Below are 12,680 nucleotides of genomic sequence, written 5' to 3'. Positions count from 1 at the left end.
AACGATCCTCACCTGCGCTACCAGCCGCGGACGGTCGACGGCGGACTTGTATTCACCTTCCCGTCACGTAGTGCTCGGAGTCGGAGTGGGTCCGCGATCAGTCGGGTGAGGCTGCCTGAGGGGTCGGTCCGAGCCGGACATTGACCCAGTGTCGGACCGGAGGGATCGACCACATGGTCCACAGTGCGAGGAGCGCAGTGCTGGCGGCAAGAATGCTCGCGGCGACGTCGAGCGGGAAATGTACGCCGAGGTACAGCCGGGAGGCAGCGACGGCGAGCGCGAACAGCACTGATGTCGTGCGGGCCAACCGCCGGACAATTACGTGCGCCCGAGCGGTGAGCAGGACCACAAGCCCGATCATGGCCGCAGCCACCGCTGTATGTCCAGACGGGAACGACCACACGGTGTCGGGAGGAATCAGCCAGAACCGTTGCGGGGGACGGGGTTCGCGGATGCTGTATTTCGCGATTGTCGACACGACGAGGGTAGATGCCATCACTGCCAGGGCCCATGCCGCGTCGACCCGTCGGCCTCTCCACGTGAGCCATGCGGCGATACCGATCGCCACCACGATTCCGACGACCGGTTGTGCGCAGTCCGTGACAAATTCGGCGAGGGCAGTGGCCCAGCCGGCGCGATGAAGGGCGATACGGTCGTGGAACCGCAGACCCGCCTCTGTCACAGCAGTGGTGGAGGCGAGAGTGCCGGCGGCGAGCAGTGCGGCAAATGCGAGCAGAGCGGCGGCAAACGGCCGAATCCACGGACGAGCAGGAAACATAGGTGACTTTCCTTGGTTGGGTTGCGTGGGATGGACGGTGGGGTGCCAGGTGCGGCGACGACCGGTGGCGAGTAGGGCGGCCACTGCGATGACCTGGATTGCGGGAACGACGGTGAGCGACGCGGGAATCGAATGTCGTAGAGCAGATCGGTTTTCGGCTGGGGAACGGATGGCTTTGCCGCTCCGTTCGTCGATCACGAGAACGCAGACGCGCCAGTGCGCCGGCGATCCAGAGGAAGTGCACGGCGATGACGGGGTGGGCGTAACCGGAAACGTCGACGCCCAGAAGCGGCGGCTTGGTGTATGCCACCGGGCCGGAGACCGAGCGCACCATCAGCGCTGCGACCTCGTCGGATGCGGTGACCACACCCCGACGACGAAGGCGGTAGCCCCCCGCGAGGCGAGGGGGCCGGTGATCGAGCGGGCACCTTCGTAGACGAAGTCCGCGAGCATGCTGACCGTCCCGAACGCGACAACGAACCGACACGCCCCCCATCGATGGTCGTGGCGGTTCGGTGGATTTCTTTCTGGAAGCGCGCGGCGGGAACCCGGTGCGGCGGATGGGTCACCGGCGTGTTTGGGCTGCGTCACTATGCTGCCTATCGGTAGCGGGGACGAGGAGGACCGGGCGGTGGGCGTGGCGGGCGAGTGTCGCGGACACCGATTCGCCGACGGCCCTCTCCACCAGTGACATCATCCCGCCGCGGGTGGTACCGATGATGATCATCAGGGCGTCGTTGGCGTCGGCGATCGTGGTCAACAGTCGAGCCGGGTTGCCCCGCCTCGAGTAGAACGCCCAGTTCCCGGGGATGGCGGCCAGCATCGCGCATGCCTCGCGGCGCTCTTGTTCGACAGCGTCGGCGATGCGTTGTTCCCAGTCGTCGCTGTCCGGGTCGATCGGCAGGTCATCGGTGTCGACGATGTGCGCTACATGCAGGAACGCGTTCAGTCGACCGGCAAGGTCCATCGCGTAGGTCAAGGCAGCGTGGCTTGCTGGGTGCCGGTCGAACCCCACGACCAGGTGGCACACCGGTTCTACCGAGGCGGCGGGGCCGTCCACCTGTAGCGGAGCGCGCCAGTCCCCTAGGTCGTCGCAGGAGGCGTGGCTGGGATCGTCCTCGGTCATTGTTTTCTCCTCATATTGTTTTCTCCTCATACGGAAGCCAGGACGAGACCGGCACCGCCGGCGACGACAGTCACCAGCAGGGTGCCGACCGCGTTCAACACGCCAGCGATGTACTTCTGACGTTGGATCAGCCGCACCGTCTCGAAACTGGCGGTGCTGAAGGTGGTGTACCCGCCGCAGAAACCGATGCCCACGATCAGCTGAAGTTCCTGGGGTAGTCCGTGGAAAAGGATCAGTCCGGTGACGAATCCGAGGAGCAGTGATCCGGTCACGTTGATGATCGCTGTCGCCCAGGGAAAATCCGACGCCCGGCGGTGCCTGATGGCCCCGTCGAGCACAAAACGGACGATCGCCCCTGCACTGCCCGCGCAGGCGATCCAGAGTGTCGTCATTGTGTTGCCTCCGCGGGCCGTGTCCGCAGTCGCGCGGCGATCGCGATTCCGGCGGTGGTGGCGACCAGACCCACCAGTACGGTGCCGGCCGCGTAGCTGCCGGCGGCCCACCACTGATGGCTGCGCAGAAACAGATCGGTATCGACGGCCAGTGTGCTGTAGGTAGTGAACGAACCGAGCATCCCGGTGCCCACCAACAGCCGGACCCGCTGCCGCCACCCTGTGTCCGGGCCCAGGCGAGCCAATCCCTCCAGCAGCATTCCGAGCAGGAACGCCCCGACGATGTTGATAGCGAAGGTCGTCACCGGCCAGCCACTCGCGGCAGAGGAACACCACAGTCCGAGTTGGTATCGGAGCGGGGCCCCGACCAATCCACCGACACCGACGGCGGCGATCGCGGACGCTCGCGCATGCAGCGGGCTTGGGGGCGCACTGTCGGGATCGACCGGTAGGGTCGGATTCGGGTCGTGATGGCCGTTCATGGACAGACTCCTTCCACTCAGGGAAAGGAGCCATCAGCCCCAGGGTTGGGGCGGTTCAGACAACCCCCTACGGGGCGGTCTCGGCGGAGATCCATCGCCGGACACCACTATAGCCTGACCAGGGATCGACCCAAGCAGATCCGATGTACGTTCGAGATTCTCGGTCAGCAGGCCGAGGTGTCTATGTGCCAGCGCTGCAGCTCAACAACCGAACCCGGTTGTTGAGCTCGACTAACGGCCACGACGGCACCGGCCACGACGGCACCGGCCGTGCAACGGGTCGGATTGGACACCTGTGTTCGCGTATCAAGCCCGGTATTCCCGATCCGCCGACCACCGCGATCTTCTCAACACGGGTACGTGGCACACGGCGTCACCAAGACGCTGAACATTTCGCCGAACACAGCATTGTCGTCGAACTCAGAGCGGGCACCAGGCTCGGAACCGAGGTTCATTGCCACGCCGCATCGACACGCAGTCGACTAGACCACACTCGAACATGAACTGCGCCACCCAATTTAACCCCACTGCAGTAGGTCGAGAGTGAATCGGGATACTTCGAATCGAACGCATAGAACGTCTGGCGCACAAGCGCACTCAACATACCGGTGACGAGCTACGTCAAAGTCAAAGACTCCAAGGGAACACACACGACGTGTCGAGGGCAATCATGTTCACTGGTAGATCGAGGACTTTTCGATCACAGAAGCTGTTCTATATGGTGGTTGTACGCGTAGCTCGGCGGGATGAATGCTACTGACCGGCGCTCCCGTGTGGTGGGTAAGTGCAGTCGTCTTCTGAACTAGTGCAGTCGTCTTCTGAAACTGACAGGCCGATCCGCCGACCAGCCGCCGAGCAGTGCCAAAAACGTGCGCTAAACCACTGCATGTCAAAACATCGAAACCGATGAGTTGTGGCACAGTAGACGATTGTGGGCCACAAATACGGATACGCCAGGGTCTCGACCGCCGAACAGAACCTCGATCTACAGAGCGACGCTCTGAGCGCCTTCGGCTGCGAACGCATCTTCACCGACACCGCGAGCGGATCCACCACCACCAGGCCGGCGCTGACCGAGCTGCTCGAGATCCTCCTGCCCGGTGATGTGCTCACTGTCTGGCGACTCGACCGACTCGGCCGAAACCTCCCACACCTCATCGAGCTCATCGCAGACCTCAAGGCCAGGGGAGTGGCGTTCGCATCTGTCACCGAACAGATCGATACGACCACCGCCGGCGGGGAACTTGTCTTCCACATCTTCGGTGCACTCGCCAGCTTCGAGCGACAACTTCTCCGCGAACGCACACACGCGGGCCTCGCCGCAGCCCGCGAACGAGGGAAGGTCGGCGGCCGCCCACCCGCGCTCACGGTTACCAAGAAGCGGGAAGCGACCCGAATGCGTAACCAGGGCAGGACGATCGGAGATATCGCAGAAGTGCTGGGAGTCAGTAGGCGCACTCTGTATCGGTACTTCGAGCAGGCTGCGCAGAAACCGGTCACCCTTAATTCGACATCAGGAGCAGTGCCGGAATGATCGATCGAGTAGCTGACGCTGACTACCAACTGCGTTGGCCGAGAAAACTTTTCGTACAGGAGGCAGCAAAGCTGCTCAATCTACGGTCTGAGGATAATTGGGACGACCGCTGCAAGCTGTTGCTTCGTGACGCGTTCGTCGACTTTCCAACGTGCGGGCCCCTGGACGATCTGAATGAGCTTCCTGAGAATCTTGGCCGGGAATGGGGGGAGAAGCCTCTCGACAATGTCTTCTCACGTCGGCATATGTTCCTCCGCGACCTCATGTCGCAGGCCGACCAGCTCAACGAGGATCCGCCAGCTAGACGGCCGCTCTGGCGAGAACGCCGCGGCATCACTACGTCCGCGGAGTCGCCCGCGGCGTTCGATACCTTGGTGGCCCGCTACCTAGACCTGGTCAACGACCTGGACGCCCTCTGCTACTTCGATCGTGTCTTCACCAAGGACTGCGTCGACGATCAACGAGGCAATCAGCCTGAACGGTACCTGTATCAACACTTGACTGTAGATCTCGCATGGCCGCTCGATTCGAGTGTGCTGATCGACGATCGCGATCTGTTCTACGACGTCGTCGAAGTTCTACACGACGCGGCGGCCCGCCCGTGCGATGGCTACGAGCACCATTACAACGAATGCGGTTGGCATGGAAAGCAATTCGACTCGACAAGCGGACGCGCCGTCTATCGCTGGCGTGTCAACAAACTTTTCGACCGACACAACGTCAGGCTCCGCCTTGCCGAGGACGGTGCCGAAGAGGGCCGTCTTGTCGCCACTTCGGACGACGCACGCAACGACCTGATCGACGCCGCCACCAGTAGGACCACGCCCAGCGTCGATCGAGTCCAGCACGGCGTAGAGCAGTTCCGCCGGCGGGGTGCCACCCGCACCGACAAGCGTTCGGCAGCCAAGGATCTCGCCGATGTTCTGGAGTCTCGACGCAAGAATGTACTGGCGGACGCTCTGGACAAGACTCATGCCGGCGAGCTGTTTCACATCGCCAACAAGTTCGACATCCGCCACCACACCGAAGACCAGAAGGCCGACTACCCCGACTACTACCTGGACTGGATCTTCTGGCTCTATCTCGCCACGATCGAGCTCACGAACAACGTCATCGACGACCAGCAGCGGGGCGAAAGCTAGGGCCTGAGTTGCGAGCCGCTTGCGCGGATCTGCGAAGAAGTCGAAGTCGCGTCCTCGGCCTCGAAGCTTGCCGGGTTGTCGTAACGAGATGTGCGACTGCTTCGCTGGGTCACGATGCCGGCGACCACGTGCCGCATCCCTTGGAGTCGAAGGCGTAATCCGACTGGTCGATGGTGACCTGAACGCGGCGAGCGTTGGGGATGAAATCGTTGTCTATCGTGTTCCCGCTGGAGTCCTGTCGACTCCAGTAGCAGCCTTCGATCTCTCCCTCGATTACGTAAGTGCCGGGGGCGATCTCGGCATTGACGAGATGCGTACCGTTACCGAATCGCTGACCGGACGCTTCCAGCTCGGTGTTCACTGCGGCGTCGCCCAGCGCAGCGTTCCAAAGTGGCGCTTGCGGGTGTCCCGGGCAAAGCATCAGCGCAGCTTGCAGCTCTTTGGCCTGCGGACCGCTGAGCACAAACCCCGGCTGCGCACGTACATCGTCGGGATCGTTCTCTGCGCAGATCGTGTAGAGAGTCTTGATGCTTCCGCCATTGTCGTATCCGGACGCTGCGTAGGCGGCCTTCTCTGCATCGGTGGTGGCCATGACGGCATCGGCGCGGATATCGCATGAATGCGGGTTGGTCGCCCACAACGCTCTGAAGTCCAACAGGCCATCCTTGGGATAGATCCTGTAGGTCCCCTTCTTCTCATACCCAGGACCTAAGTAACAGTCGAAAGAGATGCTTCCGGCCCCCGGTTCAGGCGTAGTGGCGGTCGATGACGGCGTTGCTGCCTGCGTCGATGACAAGGTCGCGGACGGTGAATCGGCTCGGTCCGCCGCGTCGTCATCTGCGGAACCGGAGCAGCCTGCAATTAGAGTGAGGCCCGCAACCACCGCAGCCAAAACGACACGTTTCATAGCGATGTTCATACCACTCGGTCCGTTGGGTCCTTCGCGCACGCCGAAGCGGCGCGATAGCCGGTCCCCCCGTCGTGGGACACGGCCCTGGTTAGAGCATTCTGAACGACCAGGAAACCACTGAACCGCATAGGCAACGTTAACGCGACACTAGTGATAGCCTTAACGGAACCCCAATAGAGGTACTCCCCGTCGGCGCGTCAGTACGCTCGCAGAACCATCAGGCTACCGCACCGAGGCTTAATTCGGAAAGGGCGAAGACAGTGGTCGAATCAACCGTCCGGCGAGAATCCCCGGCAGCGGCGGTCAAGCGCGACACCTGTCCACTTCGCCGTTCCTTCGTCGAACGCGAGCTCGGCAGCCAGGACCTCACTCCACTTGCGAGCCTGCTGCGCACACGAGGCGCAGCAGGTGGGCAAGGAGGCGCGCTCAGGATTTCGCTCCTACTCTCGCTGATCTGGGTTACAGCGCGGGAGCCCTACACGACCAGCCGTGTCGCCGCCTACTGGGCCGAACTGATCGGTCGCAGCGACGACCCACGAGGAGACGGTGCCCGAGCTGTGCGGGACGCCCTGCACGAACTGGCCGATAGACGCCTGGTGGGACTGCACACCATCGGACCCAAAACGTTGATCGAGCTCCACAACGAATCGCGCCCCATCGACAGCCGCGGCGCACCTGTTCCCTATAAGCCGCCCTACAACACCGAGCCCTACCTGCCGATCCCGCGTGCATTCTGGACCGAAGGGCTGGCCGCAAACCTCTCCGGGGCCGGCGTGGCGATGTACTTATGCTCGCTCGCGATGACCAGAGCCGAGGATCCCGAATTCTTCATCGTCGGGAGCTACTTCGACGACCGCTACGGGATCTCCCGATCGAGCCGAAAACGAGGACTAGCCGAGCTAGTCGAACGAGGCGTCCTCACAGTGGACGTGACAGAGAGTCAGGACTCCGTCACCTTCCGAACGGTACGACGCAACCGGTATCGACTCGCGCAGCCGTTCCAGCAGCCGGCCCCGTGGGTATCGCCCGACGCGAGTCAAGCGACCTCAGGTGGTCCAGCAGCGGCGAAGTCGAATGCCTCGACCGTGCGGGGCTGAGATCAATCCGCGGGCCTCTCGACGATGCTTCTGATAGCCTGAGAGAGGCAGGCCTGGCCTGTGCTTCATACCGGGAAGCGACGCGGCGGCAATGCAGTAGTGCCGACCACGACCTAACGGCATCGGGGTCCAAACCCGGAACGTCGGAGGGCCAGGAGTGAGGGGCCGAACCAATAGTTTCGACGCGATATTGGTTCCCTCATTCAGGTGGGTATGTTGCAGAGAGGCACCTCAACGGGATTCCAACCCCCGCGAGGTGCCTTTCTCGTGCGTAAAACTGCCTTGTCGTCCTCGATCTCGAAGGCCGAATGTGGCCCACTCGACCGTGATTCCAGTGATGCCAGGCGGTTCGAACCGTGAGCCGTCCTCGGTGAAGCGCTGACGTACATGCCGACCTGCGCAATACTCTCCGGGTGGAACAACCGGCCAAGCCCCCCGCAGATGTCAGTGACCGATTGAACAAGCCCTCAGCCATGGCTGACTCGGTCGCGACGATTACAAAAGCATTCAACCATCTAAAAATGGAATTCAATATCGGAAAGGAGTTCTCATTCAACACCGCCGAGATTGCCGTTAATGCCGATGAATTCTCCAACCCGCGGAGCGTAGCTGCGATCACGATGAGAAAGATGCAGCTATATGTCCACCTCGCGCATCCGGACACGGTCACCAGAACCAGGCATGTCATGACTTTGGCAGGGGAGATGCGAGACGCACTCGTTCAACTGGGCCGCCACTGCGCATCTGACGCGTCTGAAGCCATAAGTGCAGCCCAGCAGTCCATCGACGAGGTGTTGAATCAGTTAATCGAACTCACCTCCATGCACAAAGACATTCGACACTCGACAAACATCGAACTCGGGCCGACACTATTTCCGGATACCGCCGAGAACCTGCAATAGCGCGTAGGTCGAATATATAAAAGGTGGGGCGCTTTCAATTGAAAGCGCCCCACCATTTATTCGTGGACCGTTCTGCCTATGCGGCGACTGTCGCTAAAGCCCGGTGCATGAACGCGTGTATCTGACGCATGCACCGGACCCTTTGCGGCTAGCAGGTCGCCGTCGCTAAAGCCCGATGCACGGCGCGTGTATCAGACTCATGCACCAGACGTCGGCTATAAACCAGTGGCCTTGTTGCAGTCCTGTCCAATTCCGATGCCCGATCCAATATCTGTCGATGGTTCCTGAAAGCCATAACGTCGTCGGACGATGCAGTGTCTACGGGCAGAGTGTCGAGGGTTGCAGGGGCCGAGCGTGGACGACGTAGTGATCCTTCTCCGGGTTCTGGACCTGTCCGCTGCGTCGTGTTGTGGATCGACGTGCGTCGATGCTCGAGACGGTGGTCTTCGATCTGCCAGCGCATGACCCGTTCCGTCATGTCGACATCGACGGAGTTGATACGCCGAGCATTCGCGAACGATGCTGTGACTGCGAGCAGCGCGCTCTCAAACACGCGCAACTGGGATTTTCGATTCACAGCAGGTCCCCTCCGTCGTCCCATACCTGGGGTCAGTGATTCTGCCTGGTCGTCGACTGAAGGGCAATAGACGCGACCAAATTCTTGCTTCGCTCCGCCTGCTCCTCGCGAGCTTTCTGCCGTTCTGCCGCTGCGGCCGCCCGTTGTTCCTTCTCGACGCGCTTGCGTTCTCGTTCGGCTTCGATATCTGCGATGTCCGTTGCGAACTGCTCTTCGCCCACATCACGGATGTACCGCTCGCAGATCTCGAGCATCATCTCCCGCACGAACGCGGACATGTTCGTGCCGTGATGATCGGCAACTCGCTGAACAAGCGCGCGCTCGTCGTCGGAGGCGCGGAAGCAGACGGTCTGGGGCGCGTTAGCAACCACCGCTGAGCCACCTTCCTAAGTATTTTCTCAGCTTTCGTATACGCCCTCCATGATCGCATCCCTTGTCAACCCATAAACGAGCAAAATTTATCTAGGGCTTGCGTATACGCAATCAGACCATTTACGCTCTCTCTACATCGCACAGTGTGATGGAACCCGCACAACGGGGTGACCGAGAGGGAATGCGATGACATCGCAAGAAGCTCTACAGCGTCCAAACCGCAAGTGGCGCAGAAAAATGGGAGTGGTCGCCGCGACAGGATGCCTGGCCATCGGCGGGTTGAACTTCGCCGCAGCACCGGCCAACGCGCAGGACTCCAACTGCGCGGACGTGATCGGCATCGGCGTGCCGGGCACCAACGAAGGGCAGGCCCACCACCCGGGCAAGACCGACAACGACTCGATCTACGGGCCCAAAGTTGCGGACATGATCGAGGCAGCAGCCCAGACGCTGCCGAGCTTCGAAGCCCACGCCATCAACTACCGTGCGACGGGCCTGGGCGGTGTCGGCAACTGGAACGCCGCCGCGGCGAAGCTGGCGTACAACGCCTCGGAGTACAAGGTCAGCAAAGACGAGGGCTACAACGTGGCCTATCAGACCCTCGTCTCGTACGCGGACAGCTGCAAGAAGTCGAAGTTCATCCTGTTCGGATACTCGCAAGGCAGTCACATCGCGGGTGACCTCACCAACTCGATCTTCAACGGCAACGGCCCGATCGGATCCGACCGCCTCGCAGCGTCCGCCCTTCTCGCCGACCCCGCCTTCAACCGCGTCATCAAGGAGGCCGGCGTCACTGGCCGGTCGGCTTTGTATCAGTACAATGGCCCGGCCCCGACGTCGGCCGACTTCGATCCGAGCGATGACACTGTGTTCTCCACAGTTGGCCGGGGGTGGAATGTTCGTGGCTCGCTCGGCAAGCGCGAGGCATACCCTGCGGGCGCGCCCGTGCTGTCTGCATGCATCGTCGGAGATCCCGTATGCGACCTCAACTCCGTCGGCCTCGGTGGCATCAACGCGAAAGAGGCCGCCGAGAAGAGCTGGTACCACGGCCTCTACACCGATGTGAACTTCCAGGACACTTCTGCGACTCTGGCCACTTTCGTAGGCAAGGCCGCAGCGGGCATGGCGAAGGGCTGACCAATGAACAAGACAACCACCCTCCTCGCAGGGCTCACCGTCGCAGGGTCCGCCCTTCTCACCGGCTGCTCCTCGGCACCCGAGATCACCGGTATGTGGGACTCCACCGGTCCATCGAGCACCGTCTACTTCTACGACGACGGAAGCTGCGAAGGCATGATGAGCGTCGACATCGGCGGCCCGATGTACTGCACACTCTCGGACGACGAAGCCGACGGCTACTACACGATGAAGGTCCGCCAGAGCGAGAACACGGCGACCTACCTCGTCCAACCCGACGGCGACGACCACCTCGGCGTCTACAACTCGTCCGGAACACTGGTCTTCGAGCTCGACCGCATCTGACACCCGCACGAAAACGGCGCACGACCCACGAGAACAACGGGTCGTGCGCCGTTTTCGTACCTGCCAACGAATCCGCGATCGGCAGCGACAACCGGCGTGGCCGATGCCCAGCGCGTACCGCGACACCGAGCGTGGCCACGCCCGTCGCTCCCGCACAATCACCGCACGAGCTCCACGACCGGGAGTGGCCACGCCGCGAATCGGAGACGAGCGTCATGCGTCCGCCTGCCGGCGGTGCCGGCCGCCCTCCGGGCGTCCACCCGAACCGAGCCACTGTCGATCCTCTAATTTCACCGCTTTCGCGACGTAATGAATGGACACGTCGTTCATTCAGAGCGGTGTGCGGAGAGATAAGAGGTATTGACCATGATTCCTTCGAGGATCACAGACGCTAGTCTCCAACGCGCCAGTGCAATCGCGCTCGCAGAGCAACTGGCGACCCGCGCCGGCACCCTCGACACCGGCTGGGGCGGAATCTATCGTGCCGTCGAGAACGAGCTCCTGCGCAGGCACGGCCACGATGAATGGCCGCCGAAGCAGCGCGCGCAGTGTTCCGCTGCTGAACTGTCTGCTCCACATCGCGGACGGGGACGGCTACTGCTTTTGCGTGTAGTTGTGCCCCGAGCACCCACAATCCCGATTGATCACGATCCGAGTCACGTTGCCCCCGACGGTGTAGTACCCGTTCGTGTGCACATTTCCGCTGTACACAAGCCCGCCACCGGCGTTGTACATCCGAATCGAATACGTGGCCCGGCACAACGTGCCGCCACAGTCCCGATCGGACCACACATTCACCCTCAAGCTCGCATGACCGTTCGGGTACGTCAGCGTCGTCGACACATCCCTCTCGAACGTGCCCACCGGATTGTTGAACGTCCCAGCGCCAGCCGATCCGGGCAAGCCCAACAGCAGTGCACCAGCGGCAAGCAATGCCACGACCACGCCCCTGAGCTTGCCTGTCGAGATAACCGATCTTCTCATCTGAACCGCCTGACTCCGTAGAGAAAAACCTATGCCAGAGCGGACGCTATGCCTTCGAGATAGCCCCAATCAGATTGAACGGCAACGAATCATCCAATCGACAGACACCGAATCATCCGATCAACCGACACTGGCAACCAGCTCGACGCGTGACCCGCCTTCGGCACCGACCGGCCACCTGCGGTGTCCCCTGAGTGGAGCTCCGCTGCGCTCCGCACCGTAGACGAGCATCGTTCTTTCGGGCATCTGGCTGCCGGCGAGTCTGCGTCACCCGGGCCCGCCTTACCCACCCCTGACTCCGCGATGCTCCGGCCCTGCGGGCGCCGAAAACTTTTCACGAACGCCTCCGGCTGAAAACTTCCCGGCCCAGGGGCAGGACGCCGTTCCCGTGCGCCGCCTACTCTCCCCACGCCAGATGACGGCGAAAGAACGCGGGGGAGGACGCAAGACCGACCCGGCACGAGTTCCGAAGGGCAGCAACAGTTATGACCGAGACCACGAACACCGACGCCGTCACCTGCATGGCGGACGGCCCCGATTGCACCGGCGACGTCGACTACCGGGACGCACTGTCCGGCATTGGAGTAGCGCACCCGAGGTGCGACAAGCACTGGCAAGACCGGCTCGACCTCGAGGGCGACCTCCGACGCCGCTACCCGGCCCACGCACCCGCCGACTTCGACCCCACCTACGCAGGCGAGCACTGGGACGAGGACTACTGACCCGGCCCGCTCACCACACCCCATCCGAACCGCATCGACCGAGGAGCAAAGTCCATGACCACCAACGACATCGACGACTACTGGACCACCTACGACAAGGCCCTCGACGCGGCCGCGGACTGCCGAAGCGTCGAATCCCTGATCGATACCCTGAACCGCTACTACCCGCCCTCGTCCGGA

At 62.2% G+C, this 12,680-nt stretch carries 13 protein-coding genes; 7 read left to right on the top strand and 6 right to left on the bottom strand.

The genetic code is table 11. The features are described from left to right. Positions 1-97: 97 nt before the first annotated feature. The 4 genes from BH93_RS26895 to BH93_RS26880 all read right to left on the bottom strand — a co-directional run bounded on the left by BH93_RS26895 (position 98) and on the right by BH93_RS26880 (position 2,778). Positions 98-976, bottom strand: coding sequence for a phosphatase PAP2 family protein (locus BH93_RS26895; RefSeq protein WP_051364869.1), 879 nt, complete (start codon positions 974-976; stop codon positions 98-100). A gap of 367 nt (positions 977-1,343) precedes the next feature. Next, positions 1,344-1,904: a universal stress protein gene (locus BH93_RS26890; protein WP_027494243.1), complete on the bottom strand. Its 561-nt coding sequence runs from the start codon at positions 1,902-1,904 to the stop codon at positions 1,344-1,346. Positions 1,905-1,930: 26 nt separating this feature from the next. Beyond that, a complete protein-coding gene (gene crcB / locus BH93_RS26885; RefSeq protein WP_027494244.1) occupies positions 1,931-2,296 on the bottom strand; it encodes a fluoride efflux transporter CrcB in 366 nt (121 codons plus the stop codon). Next, on the bottom strand, positions 2,293-2,778 hold the full coding sequence (locus tag BH93_RS26880) for a fluoride efflux transporter FluC (RefSeq protein ID WP_027494245.1): 486 nt from the start codon (positions 2,776-2,778) through the stop codon (positions 2,293-2,295). Before BH93_RS26880 ends, crcB begins: the two co-directional genes overlap by 4 nt. A 931-nt stretch (positions 2,779-3,709) precedes the next feature. Between BH93_RS26880 and BH93_RS26875 the strand changes: the two genes are divergently transcribed. Together BH93_RS26875 and BH93_RS26870 are read left to right on the top strand one after the other, a co-directional pair. Next, entirely contained in the window at positions 3,710-4,312 is a 603-nt protein-coding gene (locus BH93_RS26875) for a recombinase family protein (RefSeq protein WP_052065172.1), read from the top strand. Positions 4,313-4,557: 245 nt separating this feature from the next. Continuing rightward, positions 4,558-5,454 carry a hypothetical protein gene (locus BH93_RS26870; protein ID WP_242459268.1) on the top strand — a complete coding sequence of 299 codons (897 nt, stop codon included), beginning with the start codon at positions 4,558-4,560 and terminating at the stop codon, positions 5,452-5,454. A 109-nt stretch (positions 5,455-5,563) separates the two neighbouring features. Here the strand turns inward: BH93_RS26870 and BH93_RS26865 are convergent, their stop codons facing one another. After that, on the bottom strand, positions 5,564-6,373 hold the full coding sequence (locus BH93_RS26865; RefSeq protein ID WP_155290968.1) for a hypothetical protein: 810 nt from the start codon (positions 6,371-6,373) through the stop codon (positions 5,564-5,566). Between the two features lie 251 nt (positions 6,374-6,624). Between BH93_RS26865 and BH93_RS26860 the strand changes: the two genes are divergently transcribed. Both BH93_RS26860 and BH93_RS26855 read left to right on the top strand, forming a co-directional pair. Beyond that, the gene (locus BH93_RS26860; RefSeq protein ID WP_037174495.1) at positions 6,625-7,461 is read left to right on the top strand and encodes a hypothetical protein; all 837 of its coding nucleotides are present in this window, start codon (positions 6,625-6,627) and stop codon (positions 7,459-7,461) included. Positions 7,462-7,874: 413 nt separating this feature from the next. After that, positions 7,875-8,363, top strand: coding sequence for a hypothetical protein (locus BH93_RS26855; protein ID WP_155290967.1), 489 nt, complete (start codon positions 7,875-7,877; stop codon positions 8,361-8,363). A 609-nt stretch (positions 8,364-8,972) separates the two neighbouring features. On the opposite strand, the gene BH93_RS26850 is transcribed toward BH93_RS26855, so the two are convergent. After that, positions 8,973-9,311: a DUF1778 domain-containing protein gene (locus BH93_RS26850; RefSeq protein WP_037174493.1), complete on the bottom strand. Its 339-nt coding sequence runs from the start codon at positions 9,309-9,311 to the stop codon at positions 8,973-8,975. 187 nt (positions 9,312-9,498) lie between these two features. Here BH93_RS26850 and BH93_RS26845 point away from each other — a divergent pair, with 187 nt between their 5' ends. The 3 genes from BH93_RS26845 to BH93_RS26835 all read left to right on the top strand — a co-directional run bounded on the left by BH93_RS26845 (position 9,499) and on the right by BH93_RS26835 (position 12,500). Next, positions 9,499-10,449 carry a cutinase family protein gene (locus BH93_RS26845; RefSeq protein ID WP_080739073.1) on the top strand — a complete coding sequence of 317 codons (951 nt, stop codon included), beginning with the start codon at positions 9,499-9,501 and terminating at the stop codon, positions 10,447-10,449. 3 nt (positions 10,450-10,452) lie between these two features. Next, positions 10,453-10,794 (top strand): hypothetical protein, encoded by a 342-nt coding sequence (locus BH93_RS26840; RefSeq protein WP_032393541.1) that lies wholly within the window; start codon positions 10,453-10,455, stop codon positions 10,792-10,794. Between the two features lie 1,469 nt (positions 10,795-12,263). After that, positions 12,264-12,500, top strand: a complete 237-nt coding sequence (locus BH93_RS26835; RefSeq protein WP_037174490.1) for a hypothetical protein — start codon at positions 12,264-12,266, stop codon at positions 12,498-12,500. Positions 12,501-12,680 lie beyond the last annotated feature (180 nt).

The organism is Rhodococcoides fascians A25f, from assembly GCF_000760935.2.
Lineage (GTDB): Bacteria > Actinomycetota > Actinomycetes > Mycobacteriales > Mycobacteriaceae > Rhodococcoides.
The sequence above is the reverse complement of the archived record's forward strand: the minus strand, read 5'-3'. Positions and strand labels throughout refer to the sequence as shown.

What these genes read in the sequence shown, in the direction of transcription:
- BH93_RS26890 (WP_027494243.1), bottom strand. Translation starts at nt 1,904, where the DNA reads ATGACCGAGGACGATCCCAGCCACGCCTCCTGCGACGACCTAGGGGAC.
- crcB (WP_027494244.1), bottom strand. Translation starts at nt 2,296, where the DNA reads ATGACGACACTCTGGATCGCCTGCGCGGGCAGTGCAGGGGCGATCGTC.
- BH93_RS26880 (WP_027494245.1), bottom strand. Translation starts at nt 2,778, where the DNA reads ATGAACGGCCATCACGACCCGAATCCGACCCTACCGGTCGATCCCGAC.
- BH93_RS26870 (WP_242459268.1), top strand. Translation starts at nt 4,558, where the DNA reads ATGTTCCTCCGCGACCTCATGTCGCAGGCCGACCAGCTCAACGAGGAT.
- BH93_RS26865 (WP_155290968.1), bottom strand. Translation starts at nt 6,373, where the DNA reads ATGAACATCGCTATGAAACGTGTCGTTTTGGCTGCGGTGGTTGCGGGC.
- BH93_RS26845 (WP_080739073.1), top strand. Translation starts at nt 9,499, where the DNA reads ATGACATCGCAAGAAGCTCTACAGCGTCCAAACCGCAAGTGGCGCAGA.
- BH93_RS26840 (WP_032393541.1), top strand. Translation starts at nt 10,453, where the DNA reads ATGAACAAGACAACCACCCTCCTCGCAGGGCTCACCGTCGCAGGGTCC.
- BH93_RS26835 (WP_037174490.1), top strand. Translation starts at nt 12,264, where the DNA reads ATGACCGAGACCACGAACACCGACGCCGTCACCTGCATGGCGGACGGC.